19 protein-coding genes and 1 pseudogene are annotated in these 25,307 nt (G+C 71.4%); 11 read left to right on the top strand and 9 right to left on the bottom strand.

Features of this window, described 5'->3' with window-relative positions; genetic code table 11:
• The first annotated feature begins 50 nt into the window (after positions 1-50).
• Positions 51-926 (top strand): universal stress protein, encoded by an 876-nt coding sequence (locus ACFZDL_RS04355; RefSeq protein WP_353591377.1) that lies wholly within the window; start codon positions 51-53, stop codon positions 924-926.
• A 192-nt stretch (positions 927-1,118) separates the two neighbouring features.
• Here ACFZDL_RS04355 and ACFZDL_RS04350 read toward each other — a convergent pair whose 3' ends face one another.
• On the bottom strand, positions 1,119-3,539 hold the full coding sequence (locus tag ACFZDL_RS04350; RefSeq protein ID WP_353591309.1) for a glycosyl hydrolase family 65 protein: 2,421 nt from the start codon (positions 3,537-3,539) through the stop codon (positions 1,119-1,121).
• A gap of 113 nt (positions 3,540-3,652) precedes the next feature.
• On the opposite strand from ACFZDL_RS04350, the gene ppk2 reads away from it, so the two are divergent.
• Positions 3,653-4,498: a polyphosphate kinase 2 gene (gene ppk2, locus ACFZDL_RS04345; RefSeq protein ID WP_353591308.1), complete on the top strand. Its 846-nt coding sequence runs from the start codon at positions 3,653-3,655 to the stop codon at positions 4,496-4,498.
• A gap of 10 nt (positions 4,499-4,508) precedes the next feature.
• Here the strand turns inward: ppk2 and ACFZDL_RS04340 are convergent, their stop codons facing one another.
• The 6 genes from ACFZDL_RS04340 to ACFZDL_RS04315 all read right to left on the bottom strand — a co-directional run bounded on the left by ACFZDL_RS04340 (position 4,509) and on the right by ACFZDL_RS04315 (position 9,915).
• Positions 4,509-5,252 (bottom strand): OBAP family protein, encoded by a 744-nt coding sequence (locus tag ACFZDL_RS04340; protein WP_353591307.1) that lies wholly within the window; start codon positions 5,250-5,252, stop codon positions 4,509-4,511.
• Between the two features lie 118 nt (positions 5,253-5,370).
• Positions 5,371-6,360 (bottom strand): BtrH N-terminal domain-containing protein, encoded by a 990-nt coding sequence (locus ACFZDL_RS04335; protein ID WP_353591306.1) that lies wholly within the window; start codon positions 6,358-6,360, stop codon positions 5,371-5,373.
• 97 nt (positions 6,361-6,457) lie between these two features.
• Positions 6,458-7,957: an alpha/beta fold hydrolase gene (locus ACFZDL_RS04330; RefSeq protein WP_353591305.1), complete on the bottom strand. Its 1,500-nt coding sequence runs from the start codon at positions 7,955-7,957 to the stop codon at positions 6,458-6,460.
• A 17-nt stretch (positions 7,958-7,974) separates the two neighbouring features.
• Positions 7,975-8,193 (bottom strand): hypothetical protein, encoded by a 219-nt coding sequence (locus tag ACFZDL_RS04325; protein ID WP_353591304.1) that lies wholly within the window; start codon positions 8,191-8,193, stop codon positions 7,975-7,977.
• A gap of 104 nt (positions 8,194-8,297) precedes the next feature.
• Positions 8,298-8,924 carry an NAD(P)-binding oxidoreductase gene (locus ACFZDL_RS04320; RefSeq protein ID WP_353591303.1) on the bottom strand — a complete coding sequence of 209 codons (627 nt, stop codon included), beginning with the start codon at positions 8,922-8,924 and terminating at the stop codon, positions 8,298-8,300.
• A 46-nt stretch (positions 8,925-8,970) separates the two neighbouring features.
• On the bottom strand, positions 8,971-9,915 hold the full coding sequence (locus ACFZDL_RS04315; RefSeq protein WP_353591302.1) for an aldo/keto reductase: 945 nt from the start codon (positions 9,913-9,915) through the stop codon (positions 8,971-8,973).
• A gap of 83 nt (positions 9,916-9,998) precedes the next feature.
• Between ACFZDL_RS04315 and ACFZDL_RS04310 the strand changes: the two genes are divergently transcribed.
• Positions 9,999-10,628, top strand: a complete 630-nt coding sequence (locus ACFZDL_RS04310; RefSeq protein WP_353591301.1) for a TetR/AcrR family transcriptional regulator — start codon at positions 9,999-10,001, stop codon at positions 10,626-10,628.
• A gap of 19 nt (positions 10,629-10,647) precedes the next feature.
• On the opposite strand, the gene ACFZDL_RS04305 is transcribed toward ACFZDL_RS04310, so the two are convergent.
• The gene (locus ACFZDL_RS04305; RefSeq protein ID WP_353591300.1) at positions 10,648-12,450 is read right to left on the bottom strand and encodes a thiamine pyrophosphate-requiring protein; all 1,803 of its coding nucleotides are present in this window, start codon (positions 12,448-12,450) and stop codon (positions 10,648-10,650) included.
• Positions 12,451-12,804: 354 nt separating this feature from the next.
• Between ACFZDL_RS04305 and ACFZDL_RS04300 the strand changes: the two genes are divergently transcribed.
• Positions 12,805-14,364, top strand: coding sequence for a ubiquinol-cytochrome c reductase cytochrome b subunit (locus tag ACFZDL_RS04300; RefSeq protein WP_353591376.1), 1,560 nt, complete (start codon positions 12,805-12,807; stop codon positions 14,362-14,364).
• 70 nt (positions 14,365-14,434) lie between these two features.
• Positions 14,435-15,022, top strand: a complete 588-nt coding sequence (locus ACFZDL_RS04295; protein WP_353591299.1) for a hemerythrin domain-containing protein — start codon at positions 14,435-14,437, stop codon at positions 15,020-15,022.
• Here ACFZDL_RS04295 and ACFZDL_RS04290 read toward each other — a convergent pair.
• A complete protein-coding gene (locus ACFZDL_RS04290; protein ID WP_353591298.1) occupies positions 14,997-15,506 on the bottom strand; it encodes a cytochrome c oxidase assembly protein in 510 nt (169 codons plus the stop codon). The genes ACFZDL_RS04295 and ACFZDL_RS04290 overlap by 26 nt on opposite strands.
• Before the next feature lie 631 nt (positions 15,507-16,137).
• Here ACFZDL_RS04290 and ACFZDL_RS04285 point away from each other — a divergent pair.
• From ACFZDL_RS04285 to ACFZDL_RS04260, 6 genes and pseudogenes are all read left to right on the top strand, one after another.
• Positions 16,138-16,350: a type A2 lantipeptide gene (locus ACFZDL_RS04285; protein WP_353591297.1), complete on the top strand. Its 213-nt coding sequence runs from the start codon at positions 16,138-16,140 to the stop codon at positions 16,348-16,350.
• Between the two features lie 138 nt (positions 16,351-16,488).
• Positions 16,489-17,295, top strand: coding sequence for an HlyD family efflux transporter periplasmic adaptor subunit (locus ACFZDL_RS04280; protein WP_353591296.1), 807 nt, complete (start codon positions 16,489-16,491; stop codon positions 17,293-17,295).
• The gene (locus ACFZDL_RS04275; RefSeq protein ID WP_391190348.1) at positions 17,292-19,577 is read left to right on the top strand and encodes an NHLP family bacteriocin export ABC transporter peptidase/permease/ATPase subunit; all 2,286 of its coding nucleotides are present in this window, start codon (positions 17,292-17,294) and stop codon (positions 19,575-19,577) included. Before ACFZDL_RS04280 ends, ACFZDL_RS04275 begins: the two co-directional genes overlap by 4 nt.
• Position 19,578: 1 nt before the next feature.
• Positions 19,579-22,449, top strand: a complete 2,871-nt coding sequence (locus ACFZDL_RS04270; RefSeq protein WP_353591295.1) for an NHLP bacteriocin export ABC transporter permease/ATPase subunit — start codon at positions 19,579-19,581, stop codon at positions 22,447-22,449.
• A 77-nt stretch (positions 22,450-22,526) separates the two neighbouring features.
• Entirely contained in the window at positions 22,527-23,744 is a 1,218-nt protein-coding gene (locus tag ACFZDL_RS04265; RefSeq protein ID WP_391190346.1) for an AAA family ATPase, read from the top strand.
• Between the two features lie 36 nt (positions 23,745-23,780).
• Positions 23,781-25,288: pseudogene (locus ACFZDL_RS04260) on the top strand (VWA domain-containing protein).
• The last annotated feature ends 19 nt before the right edge of the window (positions 25,289-25,307 follow it).

Below are 25,307 nucleotides of genomic sequence, written 5' to 3'. Positions count from 1 at the left end.
GGAGGCGGGCGGCCGGTATCGAGAGGTGACGCGTGAGACGGAGCGACGCCATGGAGGAACAGGTCGTCACGGTGGGCCTCGACGGATCACAGGAGAGCCTTGCCGCCGCCCGCTGGGCGGCCGGTGAGGCGGAGCGGCGGGAGCTCGGCCTGCGTCTGCTGCACGCGTGGGTCCTGCTGTCCCCGCCCACTCCCGACAGCCCCGCGGCGGATGACCAGAATTACTGGGCCGAGCGGATCGTGCACGACGCGCACACGGAACTCTCCCGTCGCCACCCGGATCTGCCCATCGAGGAGGAGCTGGTCGCGGGGGAGGCCGAGACAGCCTTGCTCGACGCGGCGGGGCGGTCCCGGATGCTGGTGCTCGGATCGCGGGGCATGGAGCCGTTGGCGAGCTTCTTCTTCGGCGACATCGGCCTCTATGTGGTCGGGCGGGCCGAGCGGCCGGTGGTCCTGGTGCGCGCGGGTGAGCCGGGCGGAGGAGGGACGTCCGAGGTCCGTGAGCGGGATGTAGTGGTCGGACTGAGTCTGCACGGTCCCCAGGACAACCTGCTGGAATTCGCCTACGTCACCGCGTTCACCCGCGGTGTCCCGCTGCGCGCCGTCCACGGGAGGAGCCTGCCCGTCCACGCGCACGTCCCGTGGGGTGTGGACGCCGGCATCGCCAGGGACGTCGCCGAGCAGGCGCAGCGGGAGCTGGACGAGGTGCTGCGGCCGTGGCGGAAGAAGTTTCCCCGTGTGGAGGTGGTCGACGAGGTCCGGCTGGAGAGCCCGGCGCAAGCCGTCGTACGGGCGGCCGCGGGCAGTGGCCTGTTGATGATCGGCCGCCGCAAGCACCGGGCCGCCCTGGCGCCCCGGCTCGGCCCCGTGGCGCAGGCGGCCGTGCACCACGGCACATGTCCGGTCGCCGTGATCCCCCACGAATGACGTGCGCCTGAGGGGCCCGTACGGCCCCCGGCCCTGGCGCTCCGGGCTGCGTGGTGGTGTCATGGAAGTGGCACCGAGGGCGAGAACAGACACGGAGAAGCGGCGTGAAGCCGCGCACCGTGCAATCCGGGCCCACGAGAAGCGGGCAGCCCTCGGCGCTTCATGCGTTCCGCGCTCGCGGGGCCTCCTCCTTCACTCGCGTGGCAGGGGCAGCAGGCAGGTTTCGCCCGGGGCGATGGAGATGGTGCGGTCGGCCAGGGCCACGGTGATCGGTTCGCGGTCGGAGGCGGGTACGGTGATCCGCAGCTGCCCGGTGCTCAGCTGCAGGCGCACCCCCCAGTGGCCCCGGTAGCGGATGGAGAGTCCGTAGCGGGACAGCTCGGGCAGCGGCGCGGGGTCCAGCCGCAGGACCCCGCCGTGGGGTTCGAGGCCGGTCAGGCCGCGCTGCACGAGGTCGAGGGTGCCGGCCATGGCGCCGAGGTGGATGCCCTCGCCGGTGGTGCCGCCCTGCAGATCGGCGATGTCGCCGATGAGCGCCTCCTGGCAGTAGCGCCATGCCTCCGCCCGCCGCACCCGGGGCAGGACCCAGGCGTGGACGAGGCTGCTGAGGGTGGAGCCGTGGCTGGTGCGGCGCAGGTAGTAGTCGACGGTGCGCTTCCAGGCGGTGTCGTCCAGCTCGTAGCCGAGGCGGCGGAAGAGCCGGTGCAGCTCGGCGGGCGCGAAGAGGTAGCCGAGCATCAGCACGTCGGCCTGTTTGGACACCTGGTAGCGGTTGACGGTGTCGCCTTCGGCCTCCAGGATCCGGTCGAGGCGGCGGATGTCGCCGTAAGCCTCGCGATAGCGGTCCCAGTCGAGTTCGGCGAGTTCGCCGTACCCGTCGAACTGGCTGACGACCCCGCGGTGCCAGGGCACCAGCAGCCTGCGGGACACGTCCTGCCAGGCGTCGAGTTCCGTGCCGGCGAGCGCGGTGCGTTCGAACAGATCCCGGCGGCGCGGCTCGGGCAGGGAGCGCAGCAGGCCGAGGGCGCGGGCGAGCACCCACGCGGCGGTGACATTGGTGTACGTGTTGTCGTCGATGCCGGGGCGCGAGGCGCCGGGGTAGGCGTCGTGATACTCGTCGGGGCCGACCACGCCGAGGATCCGGTACCGGCCCCGGGCGCCGTCCCAGGAGGCCGCGTCGGCCCAGAACCGGGCGATCTCCAGCAGCATCTCCGCGCCCTTGGTGTGCATGAACTCCGCGTCGCCGGTGGCCTCGCCGTACTGCCACACGTTGTACGCGATGGCCGACCCGACGTGGTGCTGGAGGTGGGAGTGATCGGGCAGCCAGCGACCCGAGAGCGGATTGAGATGCAGCCGCTGGGTCTCCTCGCGGCCGTCGCTGCCGCTCTGCCACGGGTACATCGCGCCGGCCCGCCCGGCGTCACGAGCCGCGGAACAGGCCCGCTCCAGCCTTCGGTGGCGGTAGTCCAGCAGGGCCCGGGAGACCTCGGGCAGGTGCAGGTTCACATAGGGCAGGACGAACAGCTCGTCCCAGAACACATGGCCCCGGTACGCCTCGCCGTGCAGCCCGCGCGCGGGCACCCCGACGTCCAGGTCCGCGGTGTGCGGGGAGAGGGTTTGCAGCAGATGGAACAGATGGAGCCGCAGGATCCGCCCCGCTCGGCCGGGGACGTCCATCTCGCACCCGTGCCACAGCTGCTCCCACGCCGTACGGTGGGCGTCGGCCAGTGCCGTAAAGCCCGGCGCGCGGGATACACGGTCCACGGCGGCGTGCAGGGGGTCGCTGATGGCCGGGTCGCGCGAGGTGTGGAGGGCGACGCACTTGTCGACGGTCACCGTCCGGCCGGGCTCCAGGAGCGGCCGCAGCAGGAGGCAGGCGCGTTCCGGCGGGTGGGTGGTGGTCGTGCCGGTGCCGGTGTCGGTGGCAGTGGTGCGGGCGGCGATGCCGACGCGGATGTCCGAGGCGGTGGTGCGGCAGCGCAGCCAGACCGTGTCACCGCCGGGCGCGGTGCCGGTGTGCACATGGGTCAGGTGCCGGTTGGCCAGCTGCCGGTACCGCGCGACGCCGGTGTTGGCCACCGTGCCGTCCAGCGCCGACTCCACATCCAGGTGCCCCGACCAGTCCTGTGCGGTGAACTCGGTCCGCAGCGCCGCCAGATGGGGGTCGCCCATGTGGACCAGGCGTAGCTGCCGCACGGCCAGGTGCCGTCCGGTGTCGTCGACGTACCGCGTGGTGCGTTCCAGGATGCCCGCCCGCAGGTCGAGGGTCAGCCGGTGGTCGAGCGGAGGGTGGGTGTCCGGACCGAACCACGGAGTCGGGGCCTCGTCGGCGGTGTCCCCGCCGCTGTGCCGGAAACGCAGCGGCAGCCAGTTGGGCAGGTTGACCAGGTCCTCGTTCTCCACGCGCCGGCCCGCCACCTGTGACTCCAGCCGGTTGTAACACCCGGCCGCGTAGGTGCCGGGGCCGTGAACGGTGTCCGCGCCGCACTCCGGCAGGGCGCCCCGGGTGGCGAAGTAACCGTTGCCGAGGGCACACAGGGACTCCCTCAGCCGCTCCTCGGCCGGGTCGTAACCCTCGTACACCCAGGTCCATCCGGGTGGCGTCGACCCCACGGTCACCCCCTCCGGGTGGTGTCGTGTTTCCACCCTGCCCCCGCCTTCGCCCGGTGTCAGCCGGGGCGCGGTGGCGGGCGGCGGAGCGGCCGGTCCGATGAGACACTGCCCATATGGGCGACCGCGGCTTTCGCCGACTGCCCCGGGCCCGCTACGAGCAGGAGCTGCGCCGTCTGCAGATCGAGCTGGTGAGGCTCCAGGAGTGGGTGCGGGCCGAGGGGCGGCGGCTGCTCGTGGTCTTCGAGGGGCGGGACGCGGCCGGCAAGGGCGGTGCGATCAAACGGGTCACCGAGCGCCTGAACCCGCGTGTCGCGCGGATCGTCGCCCTCCCGGTCCCCACCGAGCGGGAACGCACCCAGTGGTACTTCCAGCGCTATGTCGAGCAGCTTCCCGCCGCGGGTGAGATCGTGCTCTTCGACCGCAGCTGGTACAACCGGGCCGGTGTCGAGCACGTCATGGGTTTTTGCACCGAGGAGGAGCACCAGCGATTCCTGCGCCAGTGCCCGGTCTTCGAACGGATGCTGGTCGAGGACGGGATCCTGCTGCGCAAGTACTGGTTCTCGGTGAGCGACGACGAGCAGGAGCGGCGGTTCCGCAGACGCCTGGGCGATCCCACCCGGCGCTGGAAGATCTCGGCATTGGACCTGGAGTCCATCACGCGCTGGGAGGCGTACTCCCAGGCCAAGGACGAGATGTTCGCGCGCACCGACATCCCCGAGGCCCCCTGGTACGTCGTCGAGGCCGACGACAAACGCGCGGCCCGCGTCAACATGATCGCCCACCTGCTGTCCACCGTGCCCTACGGCGACGTCCGGCTGCCGGACCTGCGGCTGCCGCCCCGCCCCGCGCCCACCGGGTACGAGCGACCGCCCCGGGGGCTGCAGACCTACGTGCCCGACCACGCCGCCTCGCTCCTGGCACCCGATCGCGAAACCCGCGGCGAAAAGGCTCGCGGATGACGGCGGGCGCTCAGCCCTGTGCTTCCGGGCCGGCCGCGTGGACGTCCCTCACCCCCGGGATCGGGGTGGCGCCGACGAAGTCGTCCCTCATGTCGTCGACGCCCCACTGCGGCCGCACCAGGCTCAGGAACGACTGCCGGTCGGCCCGCTTGGCATCGGTGTCCAGGCCCATGGCCCGGTCGCGGTCGCGGCGCAGGTCCTCGTCGCACTCACCGTCCCGGTTGAAGGACCACATCAGCTTCGGGTCGCCGTAGGGCAGGTCCATGCCCGGATGCCCGTCGCGGCTGTTGGTGTGCCAGGTGTGCCAGGTCTTGCCGTAGGAGTTGACCAGCAGCTTGAAGAACGCCTTCTCGGCCGCCTCGGGCAGCCCGGGGGCGATCAGCTGCCCGGACAGGAGCTCGAAGTTGTGCGGGTGCCAGTACGGCTTCTCCTGGTCGGGCATGCCGTCGAACAGGCGGCCCGAGATGATGTACTCGATGCCGATCAGATTGGCGTCCTTGGTGTTGCCGTCGAACAGCACGCACTGCAGCAGGTCGGCGTTGACCACGCGGCAGAAGTGGTGGGCTTCCATCTGGAAGTCCGGCTCGCCTTTCGCGCAGTGGAACCCGACCACATACACGTCGAAGCCCTTCAGCGGCGTCGCCGTCTGGAGCAGGTTGGCACCCTGCTCCAAGGTGGCCAGCCAACGGCCCTTGCCCTGCCCGGCCGGGGTGGTGTCACTCCTGCGGTCCTTGATCATCGGATTGACGGCCATCACTCCTCCTTCCCCGGGTCCGCGCCGCGGGCGCGTTGCCCGGACCCGGCGGGTACCCCGGCGAGGCCGGAGCACCCAGGCTGCGCCGGCCCGGCCACGCCTTGACGGCCTGGCGTCGTCACCTCCGCAGGCAGCTCAGCGCCTGCATGGCCTCGCGCTCTATGCGTGAGAGATCGCGGAGGACGGTGCCCGCCTGGACGAGGCACTCCGCATTGCCCGATTCACCGGCTTGTGTGATCAGCGCCGCGACCTCCGTCCACAGGGTGGCTGCCTCGGTGTACAGCTCGTGGCCGGTGCGCAGGTGGCTGCTGTCGAGTTGCTGGGTGCATTCGGCGAGGAAGTCGCGGTAGAGGTTGCGGAACAGGGCGCCGCCGGTGCCGGCCTTCTCCATCAAGAGGGCGGCCTGCGGAAGGTCCCGCCGCGGGTTGTCGGTGCGCTGGAGCCATGTGCCGACCAGCTTGCCGGCCTTCTCGATGCCTCGGTGGCCGAGGTTGGCGATGGGCGGGTGGAGGAAGGCGTCGGCGCAGGCGGTGATGGCGGGAATGATCTGGCCCTGGGGGGAGGGCAGGTTCCTCGGGGCGGTGAGGGTGAAGGACCGGTGCTTGGCGGTCATCGGGCCGCGTGCGGCCCTGGCCTGGGCGAGGCTGGTCAGGCTGGTGGACACCGCTCCGCCTTGCTGGTCGGTGTCCACCAGGTGGGCGTCGCGGTCGTCGTAGCCGTACATGGCGACGACATGGCCGCCGAAGTGCACCTTCGAGGTGAAGTAGTCCAGGTAGTAGCTGTCGAGTTGCAGTCCGACGGGGTGGCCGGCGTCGATGGCGGCCACTACGTTCCCCCATCCCCTGCGCGGGGAGGTGGTCTCCTGGACCAGGAGCTCAAGACCGAGTGTGGTGGCCAGGTTCCTGGTGAGGTCGAAAGGCCTGACCCGTCCCCCGAGGAAGGGGAAGCCCATGTTCTTGCTGTCCCAGTAGACGAAGGACAGACCGGAACCGAGGCCGAAGAGCATGGGCTCGGACAGATCGAGTCCCTGGTGCCGCAACAGCACCCCCACAGCCGTCGTCTCGCAGTGCCGCGTACCGCGCGCATCAATGTCTATTACCGTGGCCATGCCGTGCTTTCCTGGGTGGGGAGGCGCTTCGTCGTGCATGCCGTCATCGTGGACTCTCCCACGGTGGGAGAGTCCAACGGAGCGTGGGGCGGGACGGTCAGGTCCGGCTCCGGTCGGGCCGGATGAGGGCCTCGGCGCCGATGGGGGTGAACCCGGCGGCGAGGAACGCGCGCAGGGAGCGGGCGTTGCCCGGGGAGACGGCGGCGAAGAGGGGTTGGTCCTCGGGGACCAGGGTGAGCGCGTCAGCCAGCAGCGATCTGCCGTGTCCGCGGCCGCCGTCCTCGGGGCGGCGCAGTTCGATGCTCAGCTCCGTGCGGCCGGCGAGTCCCGCCGAGAGGGTGACCAGTCCCCGGTCGTCGCCGAAGACCCGGATACCGGTGCGCACATGTCGGGCGTAGCGCACCCGGGGGTGGTCGTCGGCGTCGGTGAGCGGCTGCAGGCGGGGTGTGCCGCCGGTGCCGCGCCGTACCAGGGTGGCGTCGACGTCCCCGATCCAGCCTGCGGGGCCGGCGAGGGCGCGCAGGAAGTCCGGAGTCAGGGAGCCACCGAAGCCGTCGGGCCGGTAGGGGTGGACCCGCGCGGCGGGCAGCGCGGTGGCGACGACGGCGTGGCCGGTGAAGGCGACCGAGCATTCCAGGCCGCGGGGCAGCCCGGGCAGCACCGTGACGGCCCCGTCGGCGGGCGGGAAACGTCCGTCGGCGGCGTCGAGGAAGGAGGTGAGCAGCGGATGAGGTGGCGCGAGAGTGGTCCGGTGGGCGTCGAGGAAGGCCAGCAGGCCGGCGTTGAACCGCTCCGGCTGCTCCAGGTTCGGCAGGTGGGCGGCGTCGTCGATGACGGAGAGGGCGGAGCCGACGACGGACTCGTGGATGAGCCGGGCTTGTTCCACCGGCGTACAGGGGTCGTCCGCACCGACCACCACGAGGGTCGGTACCCGCACCTCGTGCAGGGCGCGGCGGTAGTCCGGCCGTTCGGCCCGGCCGCGCAGCGCCGCGGCGGCGCCGGCCGGGGCGGTGCCGCGCACCATGCCCAGGACGTGTTCGGCGACCTCGGGCAGGTCGGCCACGTGGCGCGGCAGGATCATTTTGTCGATCACCTCGGCCGCGTATCCGTCCATGCCCTCGGCGAGCAGCCGGTCGGCGAGCGCGGTACGGAAGGCCCTGCCCTGGTCGGTCTCGGCGATCGGAGAGGTGTCGGCCAGCACCAGCGCGGCCACCTTGTCGGGGTAGCGCTGGTGGAACTCCATGGTGATCTGCCCGCCCATCGACAGCCCGACGACCACGGCGCGCGCCACGCCGAGATGGTCGAGCACGGCCGCAAGGTCCTGCGCGAAGTCCGACAGCAGCGTCTTACCGGGTACGACGGTGCTCTCTCCGTACCCGCGCAGGTCCGGAACGACCACCCGATACCCCGCGGTCACGAGCGCGTCGACCTGCCGACGCCACATGCCGCGGTTGAACGGATGCCCGTGGACCAGCAGCACCGGCACGCTGTCAGGACCACCGAGATCGTCGTAGTGGACGGTGACACCGGCCGCGACGGCGACGGTGCCCGGCCTGGACCCGGTCGTTCGTGTCGGAGCTGCGCTGGGGGAGGCCATGGCGGTCGTCTCTCTGCTCAGGTGCGGGGCTTGACGGCGTGCAGGATGTGCAGTCCCCGCGGCCCGGTGTCCGTGTGCAGTATCTCCAGGCCGGCGGCCCGGTAGGTCGGTGCCGCCTCGGCGTAGCGCCGGCGGCCGGCCTCGGTGATGCTCGCGGCCACCGCCCGCCCGTCGCCGGGTGCGGCGGCCCGCTCGGCCAGGTTCTGGGCCTCCAGCCGGGCCACCAGGCGGGTCACGGGTTTCACGTTGGAGGGGCCGGTTCTGGAAGGCACGCTCGTGCGCCTGGAACCTCTGAGCGAGGGGTGTCGTAAACGGCTCGGGTGTCCTGGGCGCTGGGGTGTCAGTCGGTGATGACGGGGCTGCGGTGGATCCACTCGTCGCCGTTGACCGCCTGGTGCATGAAGGCGGCCACATCCGCGCGGCTGATCGTCGGGTTGCCCTTCATGGGCAGCCGGTCCCCGGCGCGGTAGGCGCCCCGGGCGGGGCCGTGGGTCAGCCGGGTGGGACAGACGATCGTCCAGTCCAGCGTGGTGGAGCGGATGCGCTCGTCCGCGATCTTCTTGTCGGCGTAGATCGACCGCAGCAGCGTACGGTAGATCGCCTTCTGGGTGGTGCTCGCCCAGTCGTAGGTGTGGCCGACACCGAAGGACGACAGCCACACCAGCCGGGACACCCCCGTCTGCTCGGCCGCGGCGATGACGGCGGCCGAGGAGCGCGTGAAAAGTTCCTCGGCGCGTACCGACGTGCTCCTGCCGAGCGCGGAGACGACCGCGTCATGGCCGGCCGCGGCCGCGGTGAGGTCGTGCTGCGAGGTGGCGTCCCCGGTCACCGGCGTGACCTTCTCGGCCAGGTCGCCCAGGTTCGCCGGGGTGCGTACCAGGGCCGTGACCGTGTCACCGGAGCGCAGTACCAGGTCGGTCAGGAGACGGCCGGTGGGGCCGGTCGCGCCCAGGACGAGCAGCTTCATGGCAGAGGGACCTTTCGTGGGACGGGCGCCGTCAGGGGTGGCACCGTCAGTGGTACGGGGAGACGAAGGGGCGTGTCGGGACCGCGTCGAGGGCGGCGAGGGTTTCCTCGTCGAGGGTGATCGCGCCCGCTCGCAGGTTCGCCTCGAGGTGGTGGGCGTCGGCGGTGCCCGGGATGAGCAGGACGTTGGGGGCTTGGTGCAGCAGCCAGGCCAGGCCGATCTGTGCCGGTGTGCGGCCCAGCGCCTGGGCGGCGGCCTGCACGGCCGGTTCGTCGGTCACCTTCGGCAGGCCCGGGAGCGCGCCGCCGAGGGGGAAGTAGGGCACCCAGGCGATCTGCTCGTCCGTGCACAGCCGGCGCGTGTTCTCCTCGTCGCGCGCCACGAGGCTGTAGGCGTTCTGTACGCAGACGATGCCCGCGGGCAGCGCGCGGCGCAGGATGTCGAGGGTCACGCTGCTGAGCCCGATCGAGCCGATCTTGCCTTCGTCGCGCAGGGCGATCAGCTCCGCCAGCTGGTCGTCGAGGTCGACTACCTGGTCGTCCGGGACGGGGATCGTGATCCCGGCATCGGCGCGGCGGAGGTTCACCACGGGGATCTGCTCCAGCTGGAGCGTGGCGAGGCTTTCCTCGACGCTGGTCCGCAGCTCCTCGGGCCGCTGCGCCAGACGCAGCGGTGTCGGGCCGCCGGGGTCGGAGGCGGCGCCGACCTTGCTGACGATCAGGACGTCGTCCTGGGGCCGCAGCGCCTCGCGGATGATGTCGTTGACGAAGCCGGCGCCGTAGAACTGTGCGGTGTCCACGTGGTCGACGCCGAGCTCGACCGCGCGGCGCAGCAGGGCGACGGCGGTGCTGCGGTCGCCACGCAGGCGCTCCAGCTGCATCGCGCCGTATCCGACGCGCGAGACCGTGCGGCCGGCCATCGAACCGGGGCCTCCGGGGCGCGGGACCCCGGCCGGAGCGGTCTCGGAGGTGGGGGTGCCTTCGGACGTCATGACGACCTGCTCTCGTGAGAGAATGAGGGAAACGGAGGTTCCTCCGTTACAGCCACCGTAACACTACCGGAGGTGCCTCCGCTTTGAGTGGGTCCGAAACACCCCCGACCCGCGGTCCGGCGGGCTCGCCCGATCCCGCCGGGCAACCGGTCCGTCGCGACGCGCGGCGCAACCGCGAAAAGCTCATCGCCACCGCCCAGGCCGCCTTCGCGGCCAGCGACGGCCCGGTCGCGCTGGAGTCCATCGCCCGCCAGGCCGGAGTCGGGATCGGGACCCTGTACCGCCACTTCCCCACCCGCGAGAGCCTCGTCGACGCCGTCTACGCCGCCGAACTCGACAGCGTCACCGCGAGCGTCCCCGCCCTGCTCGAACAGCACCCCGCCGATGTCGCGCTCCGGGCCTGGATGGGCCGCTACGCGACCTTCGTCGCCACCAAACGGGGCATGAGGGAGACCCTGCGCGCCGGGTTCGCCTCCGGGCGCATCGCACCACCCTCGCGAGAGCGCGTCACCGTCACGATCGCCAAGATCCTCGAACAGGGCGCCGAAGCGGGCACGCTCCGTGGTGACGTCGTCCCCGACGACGTCACCACGATGCTCGTCGGTGTGTTCCTCGCCATCACGGCCGGCGCCCCCCAGGAGCAGACCGATCGCCTGCTCGACCTCCTCACCGACGCTCTCCGCCCGCGAGCGAGCGCCGGTCCAAACGCGTGATCAGCGGGCGACGTCGCCGTCAGCCGTGTCCACGCCCTGGAAGGTGATCGGCCATTTCGGTGAGCTTCTGGCGCACCCCGCGCCGCGCGATGCCGAGTCTCTCCGGCTCGCGGACGACGGCCTTCGCCGCCTTCTTGCCCTGCGCGGCCATGGTCCGCGGAGGGATGGGGGCGATTTCGGGGTCGACCTTGAATTCGAGCACCATCGGCCGGTCGCTCGCCAGAGCCAAGTCCCACGCGGAGCCGACCTTCGAGGGTGCCTCGCAGCGGATGCCGTCCAGCCCCAGCAGTTCGGCGTAGGCGGCGTAGGGGACATCCGGGATGTCCTGCGAGCCGGGGTATTTCGGATCGCCGGCCATGGCCCGCTGTTCCCAGGTGACCTGGTTGAGGTCCTGGTTGTTGAAGACGCAGAAGACGAACGGCGCGGGCCCGGACAGGCGGTCGAGATACCGCTTGACGGTGATCATCTCGTTCATGCCGCTCATCTGGAACGCGCCGTCCCCGACGAAGGCGATGACCGGGCGCTCGGGACAGGCGAAACGGGCGGCGATGGCGTACGGCACCGCCGGCCCCATGGTGGCCAGGGTGCCGGAGAGAGACGCGCGCATGCCCTCGCGGAGCCTGAGGTGGCGGGCCCACCAGTTGGTGCCGGAGCCGGAGTCGGCGGTGACGATGGCGCCGTCGGGCAGCCGAGAGGAGAGCTCACTGGCGACGGACTGGGGGTTGATGACGCGGTCGAAATGCTGGCGTGCGCGCCGGTCGCAGACGTCGTTCCACTCCTGCACGTCTTTTTCGATCTGTTTGCGCCAGTGGCGTGCGTCCTTGCGGCGCAGATGCGGCAGGAGGGCCTTGAGCGTCTCCTTGGCGTCGCCGACCAGATGGGCGTCCATGGGATAGCGGATGCCGATCATCCGTCCGTCGATGTCGATCTCGACGCCGCGGGCCTGGCCCTCCTCGGGGAGCCATTCGGAGTACGGGAAGCTGGTGCCGATCATGAACAGGGTGTCGCAGTTCTGCATCATCCTGTCGCTCGCGGTGCTGCCGAGCAGGCCGATCGGGCCGGTGACGAAGGGCAGGTCGTCGGGCAGCACTTCCCGGCCCAGCAGCGCCTTGGCCACGCCTGCGCCGAGCAGTTCGGCCGCCTCGGCCACCTCGCCCGCCGCCTCGGCCGCGCCCTGTCCGATGACCATGGCGACCTTCTCGCCCCTGTTCAGGACGTCGGCGGCGCGGCGCACCTCGTCCGGGTCGGGGAGTACCCGGGGGCGGCTCCAGCCAACGCTGGAGAAGACCGCGCCGTGTGTCCTGGGCGGCGAGGGCTGGGCGTCTTCTTCCTGGACGTCGTCGGGGACGATGACGGTGGCTACGCTCCGGGTGGTCAAGGCCGTTTTGAAGGCCCGGTCGATGACATGGCGGGCCTGTGCCGGGTGCACCACCATCTCGCAGAATTCGGAGACGTCGGCGAACAGGCGGTCCAGGTGGATCTCCTGCTGGTAGTGGGCGCCGAGGCTGAGCCGCTTCTGCTGGCCGACCAGGGCGACCACCGGCTGGTGATCGAGCTTGGCGTCGTAGAGGCCGTTGAGCAGATGTACGGCGCCGGGCCCGGAGGTGGCGGTACACACCCCGACCTGCCCGGTGAATTTGGCGTGGGCGCACGCCATGAAGGCGGCCATCTCCTCATGACGGACCTGGATGAACTCCGGGTCGCCCTGCGCCCGGTCGAACGCCCCGAGCAGACCGTTGATCCCGTCTCCGGGATAGCCGAACACCCTGTGGATGCCCCAGTCGCGCAAGCGTTCGAGCATGAAATCCGAGACCTGCGCCATGGCGTCCTCCTTGGTCGTTCCTCGAGCGCTCGGAGTCTCCGGGGCCGCACCGCTGTGGCCTCCCTCTCGATGGGTCCCCTCGGATAACCACGACGAGCGGGATCAATCACGGGCGGATCAATCACGGGCGGCGCCCCCGGCCTCGCCGGCCCGCCGCCCGAACCCTCCTCCGAACGGTGGAACACGCGTTTTGACGCCGGCGCTCCCAGGGGACCTCTCTGTGGCGACCGGCCTGGCGGGCGGCGACCAGGAGGTGGAGGCGCGGTGTCGGCGTCACGTGAGCGGTCCCGGGCGAAGGGCGCGGTGGCGCGCGGCGAGCGGGTGGCGGTGGCGCTCGACGGCCGGCTGCCCCTGATGAAGGCCGGCAAGGAGGCGCTGCGCAAGGCCTTTCCCGACCACTGGTCCTTCCTGCTCGGTGAGATCGCCCTCTACAGCTTTCTGGTGCTGGTGGCGACCGGTGTCTACCTCACCTTCTTCTTCGACCCCAGCATGTCGGAGCTGCCGTACGACGGCTCCTACGCGCCCCTGCGCGGCAACTACGTGTCCCAGGCCTACGCGTCCGTCCTGCGCGTCAGCCTCGACGTCCGGGGCGGTCTGCTCATCCGCCAGATCCACCACTGGGGTGCGCTGGTGTTCGTCGCGGCCATCGGATGCCACCTGCTGCGCATCTTCTTCACCGGCGCCTTCCGGCGTCCCCGCGAGGTCAACTGGACGATCGGCTTGACGCTGTTCATGCTCTCGCTGCTGGAAGGCTTCTGCGGCTACTCGCTCCCCGACGACCTGCTGTCCGGCACCGGGCTGCGCACCTTCCAGGGCATCGTGCTCTCGGTCCCCGTGATCGGCACGTACCTCAGCTTCTTCCTCTTCGGCGGCGAGTATCCGGGAGACGACATCATCCCGCGCATGTACCCCGCCCACATCCTGCTCTTCCCAGGTCTGCTCATCGCCCTGATCAGCGCGCACCTGATGCTGGTGGTCCACCTCAAGCACACCCAGTGGTCCGCCCCGGGGCACACCAACCGCAACGTCGTCGGAAAGCCGCTGTTCCCCCAGTACGCGGCCAAGTCCCTCGGGCTGTTCCTGTTCCTCGCGGGCGTGCTGTCGCTGCTGGCGGCCCTCATCCAGATCAACCCGATCTGGGAAGTCGGCCCCTACCGGGCCGACACCGTGTCCATCGACGCGCAGCCCGACTGGTACGTCGGCTTCCTGGAGGGAGCCCTGCGGCTGATGCCCGCCGCCGAGACGGACCTGTGGGGACACACCGTCGTCTGGGACGTCTTCCTCCCCGGTGTGGTGCTTCCCCTCGTCCTCTTCGCGGTCCTGTACACCTATCCCTTCTTCGAGCGCTGGGTCAGCGGCGCCACCGGGGAACACCACCTGTGCGACCGGCCCCGCAACCAGCCGACCCGCACCGCGCTGGGGGTGGCGGGCGTCTGCTTCTACGCCGTCCTGCTCCTCGCCGGGGGCCAGGACGTCCTGGCGTATGTCCTCAAGGTGCCGGTCGAGGCGCTGACGTACACCTTCCGTGGCGCCCTGTTCGCCCTTCCCGCCTTCGCGTACTGGGCCACCAAACGCCTGTGCCTGGGGCTGCAGGCGGCTGACCGGCGGCGCCTGCTGGAAGGGGAGGGCACCGGAGAGCTGCGCTGGACGGCCGCGGGCGGATACCAGGAGGGCCGCACCCTGCTGTCCGCCGAGACGGCACACAGGATGCTGGTGCGGGACACCCCTCGCCCGCTCACCGGTGGTGTCGAACCCGGCCGCCCCTCCCGCCGGCGCCGACTGCGTAACGCGCTGAGTGCCTGGTACGTCCGCGACCGGATCGAACTGCCCACGACCGATGGACAGCGCCGTGAGATCGCCGCCGTCACCGCCGGCCCCGAGGAGGTGTCGCAGGAGGGGAAAGAAGGTGAATGAGCTGTTTCCTCCCTCCGCGTTCGGGTGACTCGCTGAGAGAACACAAGGCCCTACGAGGAGGGACACGGCGATGAGCGACGCGGACACCGAACGCAGGCTCGCGGCACAGATGCCGGAAGGGGACGTGGTCGGGATCCTGCTGGAACAGCACGCCCGGATCCGGGACCTTTTCGCGGATGTGAAGAGCGCGGAGGGCAAGCACAAGCAGCAGGCGTTCGACGAGCTGCGGGCCCTGCTGGCGGTGCACGAGACGGCCGAGGAAATGATCGTACGGCCGGTCGCGCGGGAGACCGCCGGGAAACAGGAGGCCGACGCCCGCAACCACGAGGAGGCGGAAGCCAACAAGGTGCTCGCCGCGCTGGAGAAGATGGACGTCACGAGCGCCGAGTTCGACATCCGCCTGGCGGAGTTCGAACGAGCCGTGGTGGACCACGCCGAACACGAGGAGAACGAGGAGTTCCCCCTGGTGCACGAAGGGCGCAGCGAGGACCAGCTCAGGCGCATGGGCACCATGCTGCGCGCGGCCGAGAAGGTCGCCCCGACCCATCCGCACCCCACGGCGGCCGGCTCTCCGGTGGCCCAGTGGAGCGTGGGCCCCTTCGCCTCCCTGGTGGACCGGACCCGGGACGCCATCAACGCGGCGACGCCGGGCCGCTGAGCCGGGCCGGGTGGCGTTGCCGGGTGTCGCGTAGTTCTTCGGCGGTGGCCCAGCGCCAGGTGACGGCCATCGCGACGGCTCCGAGGGGCAGCATGCCCACGATCATCGACAGACCGCCGACGGCGTCTCCCTGAGCGATCACCAGGAGGGCGGGCAGGTCGAGGAGCGGGATGGTGAGGAAGAGATAGGGGCAGCGCCCCGGCTCGCTGAGCCGGTGTCGGCCGCCGAGCACGGGAAGCCAGAAGAGGAAACCGCTGCCGATCAGGGCGGCCTCCCAGAACCAGTGGATGGCCGCGGTCGCCACTCCGTGGAATGCCGCGCCGAGGGTGGTGGCCGTGTGCATGACCAGAAACAGCGGCAGGGCCACGCCCGCGGGGAGGGAGACGTGGTGCCACACGGGGTGCGACCGGGTGGCCCGGATGATGCCGGGGACCAGGGCCGCGACGACGAATCCGGGCACCCCCATCGCGAGAGCGTCGTCCATCAGCCGTCCATCCCCGCCATCACCCGTCCCGTCCGGAACGCCTCCACCAGGCGACGGGCCAACCGGCGTCCATGACATGGGCAACTTTACGTCGGTGCGCATCAGTATGTGGTGTTTGCTGACTGCTCTGGAGGGTTGGTTTCCCTCGGCCTGGCTTCGGTGCCGGAAGTCGTACATGTCGTCGCCTCATGCCGCTCGAACCCGGCTGTGGTCGTTGTTCGCCCGGTCTTCAAGCGATGGGCACAGCTGTTACACACATGGCCCGCGTAGACCCCGGCCGGGGTGCCGATCTCCGCGTCGGTCATGACCGTCGTTGGCCGAAATGACGTGCACCACCTCGCGAAAAGGGCGTGGTGTCTTGCCGTAAGAGTGACCGTCCTGTGAGGGAAAGGCACCGATGACGTGCTCGAACAGGGCCCTCGCATGATCGGAAAGTTGCGGAATGCCCGGTTCCGGAGATTGGCTGATTCGCCGCGCCGCGTGCCCCGTGGTTACATCCCTTCCGCGCCCAGGCATCCACGAATCCCAGGTCCTCCCGGGATCTCGTGACCATGCCCAGGGAGCCGACGTCCGTCGGCACCCATGCGCGGTCGGAAGCTCAACGAGACTGTCACCCAAGGGAGACGCAACAATGAACAACGCGCCCAAGGTCGCCACCCAGGAGATCTCCGACGCCGAGCTGGACAACGTGGCGGGCGGGATCGGTCTGGTGGGCGACACCCTCGGCACCGTCGACTCCCTCACCGGCGCCGTCGGCATCGCGGCCACCGCCACCACCACGGTCGACGGTGTCACCGGCCTGAACACCACCGGCATCATCGGTGGAGCCGTCAACAGCCTCTGAGGCCGGTACGCCGCCTTCCCTGTGCCCCGGGCCCGCCTGGTCCGGGGCATTCGGCGGTCCGCGGCCGTATCCACGCCCACTTCCGGAGCCGGAGCCCGGGCATCCGGCCACTTCTCCCGCGGTTGAGGAAAGACTTTCGTGCAGTTCCGCCAGCAGGCGCTCGCCAAGCTGCAGTCGGCAGAGGACATCGATCTGCCGGTGCGCTACGCCCGCCCCCAGGGATGGCTGGCGCTGGCGGTCACGCTGGTCGTGATGGCCGGCGCCGCCGTATGGGCCGTCACGGGCACCGTGTCGAACACCTTGCAGACCACCGGCATCCTCACCCACGGGCAGGGCAGCTATGTGCTGCAGAGCCCCATCGCCGGCCAGGTGACCTCCGTCCTCGCACAGGAGGGCAGCACCCTCCGGGCGGGCGCACCGCTGCTGAAGGTCCGCACCGCCCGCGGCACCACGGTGGTGCGCACCATCGCCGCCGGCCGGCTCACCACCCTCTCCGTCTCGATCGGCTCCGTCCTCGCCACCGGCGCGAACGTCGCCTCCGTGGAACGCATGCGCCACTCCGGAGACCCGCTGGTCGCCACCTTGTACGTACCGGCGGACCGGGCGGCCTCGGTGCGGCCGGGAGCGTCGGTGGACCTCAGCGTGCAGTCCGCGCCGGCGCAGACCTACGGTGTGCTGCGCGGTGAGGTCAGGGCCGTGGGCCGGACGGCCCTGACGCGCCAGCAGATCGGCTCCTACCTCGGAGCCGAACAACTCGGTGAGGAGTTCTCGAAACACGGCCCGCCGGTCGCGGTCCAGGTGCGCCTCCACCGCACCTCCGCCACCCGCTCCGGCTACCGCTGGTCGTCCCCCGAGGGCCCGCCGTTCACCCTCGGCTCCATGACCCTGACCGGCGCCACCATTCACCTGGCCGCCCAGCACCCCGTCGATTGGCTTCTCCCGTGACCGCGACGCATGAGGGCGGACCGCCCCGCCCCGCACCCGCCGGAAGCAGCGGGGCGCGCCGCCCCCAGCCGGCCCGCGGACGGCGGCGCGCCCCGCGCGGCGGATCCGGGCCGGGGAAACCCCGGCGCCGGGCGGTGCGCACCCCCACCGTGCTGCAGATGGAGGCCCTGGAGTGCGGTGCGGCGTCGCTCGCCATGGTGCTCGGACACCACGGACGCCATGTGCCGCTGGAGGAGCTGCGGATCGCCTGCGGTGTCTCCCGGGACGGGTCGCGCGCCGGCAATCTGCTCAGGGCCGCCCGGAGCTACGGTCTGCGGGCCAAGGGCATGCAGATGGAGTTCGAGGCCCTCGCGGAGGAGGTGCGGGCCCCGGCGATCCTGTTCTGGAACTTCAACCACTACGTCGTCTACGACGGTATGGGACGGCGGTTCGGCAAGCGCGGCGTCCACATCAACGACCCCGACAAGGGGCGCCGTTTCGTCCCCGTCGAGGAGTTCGACACCAGCTTCACCGGAGTGGTCCTGGTCTTCGAACCCGACGAGTCCTTCCGCCGGGGCGGACGCCGCCCCGGTGTGCTGGGCGCCCTGCCCGCGCGCATGCGGGGCACCAAGGGCACCCTGCTCGCCTCGCTGCTGGCCAGCCTGCTGCTGGTGGCGGTGGGGGCCGCGGTCCCGGCGCTCAGCCGCACCTTCATCGACACGTTCCTGATCGGCGGCCAGGACTCGATGCTGGGGCCGCTGTTCGCGTCCATGGCGGTGGCGGTGGTGCTCACCGCCGTACTGACCGGCGTCCAGCAGGCGAATCTGCTGCGCGGACGCATCATCTCCTCCACCCTCAGCAGCGCGCGTTTTCTGCGGCATCTGCTGCGGCTGCCCGTCACCTTTTTCGCCCAGCGCAGCCCTGCGGACCTGGTCCAGCGGCTGCGCTCCAACGACACTGTCGCCGAGACGCTCGCCCGCGATCTGGCCGCCGCGGCCGTCGACGGGGTCGTGGTGGTCCTCTACGCCGTACTGCTGTGGGCCTATGACCCCCAACTCACCCTGATCGGCGGTGGGTTGGCGCTGCTCAACGTGGTGGCGATGCGGGTGGTGATCCGGCTGCGGGCCACCAGGACCCAGAAGCTGCGGGCGGACACCGCGCGGCTGACCACCACGTCGTACACCGGTCTCCAGCTCATCGAGACGGTGAAGGCCACCGGCGGGGAGACGGGCTACTTCCGCCGCTGGGCGGGGCAGCACGCCATCACCCTGGAGGAGCAGCAGCGCCTCGGGGTGCCGAGCGCCGCACTGGCCGTGGTCGCCCCCACCCTCGCCACGCTCAACAGCGCCCTCATCCTGTGGATCGGCGGGCTGCGGGCCGTCGAGGGCCATATCTCGATCGGTCTGCTGGTGGCCTTCCAGGCGCTGGTGGCCCGCTTCACCGCGCCCATCGCCCGGCTCAACGGTGTGGCGGGCCGCATCCAGGACTTCTCCGCCGATGTGACCCGGCTCAAGGACGTGGAGAACTTCCCGGTGGACTCCCTCTACACCCGCGACGAGCCGCGCGAGGACACCCGAAGGCTGACCGGACAGGTGACGCTGGAGAACATCACCTTCGGCTACAGCCCGCTGGACCAGCCGCTGCTGCGCGACTTCTCGCTGTCCGTCGGCCCCGGCCGGCAGGTGGCGCTGGTCGGCGCCTCCGGCAGCGGCAAGTCCACCGTCTCCCGGCTCGTCTCCGGCCTCCACACCCCCTGGGAGGGGGTCATCCGCATCGACGGGCAGCGTCTTGAGGACATCCCCCGCGGGGCGCTGGCCGCCTCGGTCTCCTTCGTCGACCAGGACGTCTTCCTGTTCGAGGGAACCGTGCGGGACAACGTGGCGCTGTGGGATCCGTCCATCCCGGACGACGCGGTGGTGGACGCCCTGCGGGACGCCGCGCTCTACGACGATGTGATCGCCCGGCGCCCGGAGGGGATCCACTGCCGGGTGGAGCAGGACGGCCGCAACTTCTCCGGCGGCCAGCGGCAGCGTCTCGAGATCGCCCGCGCCCTGGTCCGCCGCCCCAGCGTGCTGGTGCTTGACGAGGTCACCAGCGCCCTGGACGCGCGGACCGAGCAGCTCGTCATGGACAATCTGCGCCGCCGCGGCTGTGCCTGTGTGGTGATCGCCCACCGGCTGAGCACCGTGCGGGACAGCGACGAGATCGTCGTCCTGAACCGCGGCACGGTTGTCGAACGCGGACGTCACGAAGACCTCGCCGCCGCCGGAGGCCCGTACGCCGAGCTGATGAAGGAGCACTGACATGGCGTCCGTTCATCCGGCCGCACCGGTGGCCGCGGACGGCGGCGACGCGGTGATCCAGGCGCTCGGCGCCCTCGGCACGCCCGTCGACTGCACCGGACTGCGCAGGCTTCCGCTGGAGGGCCCACAGGTGCTCTGGCTGGTGACCGGCGGTGCCCTGGACCTGTTCGCGGTCGACGCCGCCGAAGAGGGACAGTGGCACTTCCTCGGCCGCCTGGAGACCGGCGCGGCGCTCCCCGGCCCGGTCGACGGGCCGCTCCACACCCTGCTGGGCCGCCCCTCGCAGGACTGCCTGGTGCGCCGCGTCCCGCTGCGCGAGCTGTACCGGCCGGAGGGGTACGACGCGTACGGCACGGGCCACGCCGGCGATCCGTACGGCACCCACGGCGGCGGCGGATTCCAGGACACCCCGCCCACCCCGCTGGAACACGCCGTGGCGCTCGGGCTGAGCCGCAGCCTCGGCGTCCTCTTCCAGGCCCTGCTGGACGGCGGGGCCGCGCCCGACGCGGAGGCGGCCGACGAGGACCTGCTCTGGCTGCCGGTCCCGCCCGGCAGTGTGCGGTACGGCGCCGAGTACAGCGCCCAGGCCGCCGGCGATCTGCTGATCGACGGCGCGCTGTGGCAGCGGATGGTCAACCAGCAGTACCGGCTCGGCACCGCCGTGGACCGCTGGATCGAGACCATGGAGCGGGCCCACGCGGACCGCACGGCGGCCGGCATCCGAGCCGGTGAGGCCATGCGCTCCCGCGCCGACCAGGCGCTGATCGCCTCCATCGGAGGGCCGCGGCGCGACCGGCGGCCGCCGGAGGAGGGCACCGACGACGCCGTCCACGCGGTGTGCCGCGAGGTGGCGGAGGCCGCCGGGATCACCCTGCCCGAACCGCCGCGGGGCCGCGCCGCCGACGACCGTACGGACCCGGTGGAGCGCATCGCCGCACACGCCCGGATCCGCACCCGCGCCGTCCGTCTTGAGGGCCGCTGGTGGCGGGAGGACACCGGACCGCTGGTGGGCTACCGCGCCAAGTCCGGGGCCCCGGTGGCGCTGCTGTGGCGGCGCGGCGGGTACGAGGCGGTCAACCCCGTCTCCGGCCTGCGGATCCGCGTCGGCAGGAGCAACGCGGAGGAGTTCGAACCGCGGGCCGTGATGTTCTACCGTCCGCTGCCCGACCGGCCCATGACGATGTGGCGGCTGATGCGCTTCAGCGCCCGGGGCGCCGCCGGGGACGTCCGCAACCTGCTGATCAGCGGGCTGGTGACGGTGGCGCTCGGCGCGCTGGTACCCCTGGCCACCGGACAGGTGCTCGGCGGATTCGTGCCCCGCGCCGAGAAGAGCCCGATCGTCCAGATCTCCCTGGGGCTGATCGTCGCCGGCATCGTCGCGGCCGCCTTCATGCTGCTGCAGAACCTCACCCTGCTGCGGCTGGAGGGGCGGCTGGAGAGCAACCTCCAGCCCGCCGTGTGGGACCGGCTGCTGCGGCTGCCCACCACCTTCTTCGCCCGGCGTTCCACCGGAGAGCTGGCAAGCGCGGCGCTGGGCATCAGCGCCATGCGCCGGGTGCTGTCCGGGATCGCGCCGACGGTCCTCCAGGCCGGCACCGTGGGCGCGGTGAACCTCGCCCTGCTGCTGTACTACAGCGCCTCCCTGGCGCTCGCGGTGGTCGCCATGCTGCTGGTGGTCTCCGGGGTGTTCCTGGGGATGGGGCTGTGGCAGGTGCGCTGGCAGCGGCGGCTGGTGGAGAGCGAGAACAAGCTCAACAACCAGGCGTTCCAGATGCTGCGCGGCCTGCCCAAGCTGCGGGTCGCCGCGGCCGAGAACTTCGCGTACGCGGCGTGGGCCCGCGGCTTCGCCCACTCCCGCGACCTGCATCAGCGCACCGGGCGCATCAAGAACCTCACCCAGGTGCTGGACGCGGTCTACCTTCCGCTGGTCTCGCTCATCGTGTTCATGCTGCTGGCCGGTCCGGCGCGGGGGAGCATGTCGGCGGGGGCGTTCCTGACGTTCAACACCTCCGTGACCATGCTGCTCACCTCGCTCACCCAGCTCACCAACGCCCTGGTCTCGGTGGTCGCAGTGCTGCCGATGTTCGAGCAGGTCAAGCCGATCCTGGACGAGCCGCCCGAGGTCCGTGGCGGCAGCGCCCCGCCGGGAGCGCTCTCCGGTGACCTCAAGGCCAGGAACCTCACCTTCCGCTACGGCGACGACGGGCCGCTGGTGCTCGACGACGTCTCACTGGAGATCCGGCCGGGCGAGTTCGTGGCCGTCGTCGGCCCCAGCGGCTGCGGAAAGTCGACGCTGCTCCGGCTGCTCATCGGCTTCGAACGGCCGGTGTCCGGCAGTGTGCTCTACGACGGTCAGGACCTCGCCGCCCTCGACCAGACAGCGGTGCGCCGCCAGTGCGGGGTGGTCCTGCAGAACGCCCAGCCCCTGGGCGGAACGGTGCTCGACTGCATCCGCGGCGCCGAGCCGTACACCCCCGAGGAGGCCATGGCGGCCGCCGAACTGGCGGGCTTGGCCGAGGACATCGCCCAGATGCCCATGGGACTCCAGACCATGATCTCCGGCAGCGGCGCCATCTCCGGTGGCCAGCGGCAGCGGTTGATGATCGCCCAGGCCCTGATCCGCCGCCCGCGCATCCTCTTCTTCGACGAGGCCACCAGCGCCCTGGACAACGAGACCCAGCGCATCGTCATCGACAGCACCCGCCGCCTCAACGCCAGCCGGCTGGTGATCGCGCACCGGCTGTCCACCGTCATGGACGCCGACCGCGTCCTGGTCATGGAGGGCGGCCGGATCGTGGAGCAGGGCGCCCCGGCCGAGTTGATGCGCATCCCGGGCGGAAAGTTGCACGAACTGGTGCGGCGCCAGATGTGATGGCGGAGGATACGGGTGGGGGAGTCCGAGCAGTTCGGACTGCCCGCTTGTCATCCTGCTCTGTCAAAGGATCAATGGTGGGCGCACAGGACGCGCAGGACACGCAGCATGCGCGGGACACGGCCAAGAGGCTGCGGGCGATCAGCGACGAACTGTCGGACCGTTTCTACGAGCGGGCCGAGGTGGTGCGGATGCTGGTCGTGACGCTGCTGGCCGGGCAGCACTCGTTGGTGCTCGGCCCGCCCGGAACGGCGAAGTCCGAGATGGCCCGGGAACTCACGGGCCGCATCGAGGGGGCGGCCTACTGGGAGATCCTGCTGTCGAAGTTCACCGCGCCGACGAGGATGTTCGGCCCCATCGACGTCGCCGCGCTGGCCCGGGGCGAGTACCGCCAGGTCTACGACGGCCGCGCCACGACCGCGCACATCGCGTTCATCGACGAGATCTTCAAGTGCTCCACGGCGGCGCTGAACGAGACGCTGGGCTACCTCAACGAGCGGATCTACCACCCCGAGAGCGGTGGCGAGCCGATCCGCTGCCCCCTGATCGGGGCCATCACGGCGAGCAACGAACTGCCCGGCGAGGAGGACGCGGCCGCGATCTACGACCGGCTGCTGGTGCGGATCGAGGTCGGGTACCTGGAAGACCCCTCGAACTTCGCCGCGCTGGTCCGCTCCGCCGTCAGCCGCCCGGCGGCACCGACCCGGACCACGGTCGAGCTGGCCGCGCTGCGGCACGCCGTGACCGAAGCCGTCCCGGCCGTGGACGTCCCCGACGCGATCGTGGACGCGGTGTGCACGCTGCGGGCCGCCCTGCGCCGCAGGGAACTCCTCGCCTCCGACCGCCGCTGGCGGCAGGCGGTGGGCCTGCTCCAGGCGTCCGCGTACCTCGACGGCCGCCCGGCGGTCGCCGAGACCGACCTGTCGGTGCTGACTCATGTGCTGTGGGACTCTCCCGCCGAACGCCCGGCCGTCGAGCGCGAGGTGCTGCAACTGGTCAACCCCGACGCCAAGGAGGCGCTTGACCTGGCCGACGCCATCGAGGAACTGGAGGCCCAGCTCGACGCCATGGCCGGGCAGTCCCGCGAGGCGCTGAGCGAGTGGGTCATCAAGAAGGCCCACAACAAGCTCGCCATGGCGGGGAAGCGGCTGGAGAAGCTGCGCGAGGAGGCGGCGAGCGCCGGTCGCTCCACCGCCGCCATCGACCGGGTCACCGGCCGCCAGCGCGCCGTCCGCGCCCGCGTTCTCACCGAGGCCCTCGGCGTGGACGCGAGCATGGTGCAGGCCCAGCTGTGACCACCGGCGGCACAGGGCCACGGACAGGACACCGAGATGGACAGGACACCGGGCAGGTTCGACGAGCCGGTGAGCAGGTCCGGGCAGCGGCCGGGCCTGCCCGCCCCCGCTCCCGTGCGGCACACCGCAGCCGTGGTCGCGGACCGGTTCGACCGGATCGCATGGCGCGACACCTACGAGCAGTCAGCCGCCCTGCGCGAACTGGCCGAGGAACTCCACGAGCGCCACGCCGGCACCACCGACCTCCTGACCGACGCGTTCCTGGCTGCCTACAAGGTCCGCCCCCGGTTGCGCGACCGCGCGCAGATGGACCCCTCCCGGCTGGTCAACCACCAGGTCATCACCGCACTGATGGAGTCACCGGAGTTCGCCGGGCTGCACCGGGAGACGGCCGGCGACCCGTACGCCGCCGCCATGGCCGTACTCGCCCAGGCCGCCGCGCTGCGCCGGATGCTGGAACACTCCCGTCAGGCCCAGGAGCAGGCCGAGCGGGCGAAGAGGGCCCAGCAGGCCGCCGAAACCGCGGCGGCCGCCGCGTCCGCCGCGGCCTCGGCCCAGCAGGCCGCGCGGTCCCTCGCGGCGGCGGCCCCCGGCGTCCGTGCCGCCGCGCGGAACGCGGCCGCGAAGGCGGCCGAGGCCGTGCGGCAGGAGGCCGCGCTGATGCGGGCATGGGGCGTTGGCCCCGGCGAGCTGGAGCGGATGCCGTTCGACCGGCGCGCCCGGCTCGCCGAGCGACTGCGCACCGGCCGTCTCGCACAGTGGGCCGAGCTGATCGGTCGCTTCCGGCAGATGGCCGGTGGTGAGCGCGCCCGCAAGGTGGAGAACGCCACCGGGGAACTGGTCGGCGTCACACTCGGCAACGACCTCTCCCGCGTCATCCCTTCCGAACTGGCGGGCCTCGGCCTGCCCGAGCTGCGTGCGGTGTTCGCCGTGCGCTACGCCGCCGGGGAGCTGATGCTCTACGACAGCCAGGGAGAGCAGACCACCGGCCGGGGTGCCGTCATCGCGTGTGTGGACACCTCGCACTCCATGTACGCGGCGGGGCCCGGCGGAGTGAGCCGGGAGGCGTGGGCCAAGGCGTGCGCCCTGGCGCTGCTGGATCAGGCCCGCGACGCGGGGCGTGACTTCGTCGGCATCCTGTTCTCCGCCGCCGACAAGATCCAGGTCTTCCGCTTCCCGGCCGGCCGGCCCGCCGGTATCGACCGGATCCTCGACTTCGCGGAGACCTTCCTCGGCGGTGGAACCAGCTACCAGGCGCCGCTGAGCGCGGCCGGTGACTCCTGGAAGAGGAGTTCAACGACGCCGCCCGCACACGCGGCGACATTGTGATGATCACCGACGACGAATGCGGCGTCACCGAGGAATGGATGCGCGGCTGGAACGACGCCAAGCGGCTGTTGGGCTTCCGGGTCTTCGGCGTGGCCATCGGCGCCCCGCGCGCCGCCGAAGCCGGCTCGGTCCTGGAGGCCCTGTGCGACAACCTCCGCTCCATCGAGGACCTCACCGACGTCCACGCCGCCGCCGACCTCTTCCGCGTGATCTGACCCGGCCCACACCGTCCGG

It is taken from the genome of Streptomyces sp. NPDC007917, from assembly GCF_042959105.1.
GTDB lineage: Bacteria > Actinomycetota > Actinomycetes > Streptomycetales > Streptomycetaceae > Streptomyces.
This window is presented reverse-complemented; position numbering and strand designations above follow the sequence as displayed.

Bases quoted from the DNA above. Each gene is read 5' to 3' on its own strand.
- ACFZDL_RS04300 (WP_353591376.1), top strand. From the start codon at position 12,805: ATGAAGGCCGGCAAGGAGGCGCTGCGCAAGGCCTTTCCCGACCACTGG.
- ACFZDL_RS04330 (WP_353591305.1), bottom strand. From the start codon at position 7,957: ATGGCCTCCCCCAGCGCAGCTCCGACACGAACGACCGGGTCCAGGCCG.
- ACFZDL_RS04340 (WP_353591307.1), bottom strand. From the start codon at position 5,252: ATGGCCGTCAATCCGATGATCAAGGACCGCAGGAGTGACACCACCCCG.
- ACFZDL_RS04355 (WP_353591377.1), top strand. From the start codon at position 51: ATGGAGGAACAGGTCGTCACGGTGGGCCTCGACGGATCACAGGAGAGC.
- ACFZDL_RS04295 (WP_353591299.1), top strand. From the start codon at position 14,435: ATGAGCGACGCGGACACCGAACGCAGGCTCGCGGCACAGATGCCGGAA.
- ACFZDL_RS04335 (WP_353591306.1), bottom strand. From the start codon at position 6,360: ATGGCCACGGTAATAGACATTGATGCGCGCGGTACGCGGCACTGCGAG.
- ACFZDL_RS04285 (WP_353591297.1), top strand. From the start codon at position 16,138: ATGAACAACGCGCCCAAGGTCGCCACCCAGGAGATCTCCGACGCCGAG.
- ACFZDL_RS04315 (WP_353591302.1), bottom strand. From the start codon at position 9,915: ATGACGTCCGAAGGCACCCCCACCTCCGAGACCGCTCCGGCCGGGGTC.
- ACFZDL_RS04290 (WP_353591298.1), bottom strand. From the start codon at position 15,506: ATGGACGACGCTCTCGCGATGGGGGTGCCCGGATTCGTCGTCGCGGCC.
- ACFZDL_RS04270 (WP_353591295.1), top strand. From the start codon at position 19,579: ATGGCGTCCGTTCATCCGGCCGCACCGGTGGCCGCGGACGGCGGCGAC.
- ppk2 (WP_353591308.1), top strand. From the start codon at position 3,653: ATGGGCGACCGCGGCTTTCGCCGACTGCCCCGGGCCCGCTACGAGCAG.
- ACFZDL_RS04320 (WP_353591303.1), bottom strand. From the start codon at position 8,924: ATGAAGCTGCTCGTCCTGGGCGCGACCGGCCCCACCGGCCGTCTCCTG.
- ACFZDL_RS04305 (WP_353591300.1), bottom strand. From the start codon at position 12,450: ATGGCGCAGGTCTCGGATTTCATGCTCGAACGCTTGCGCGACTGGGGC.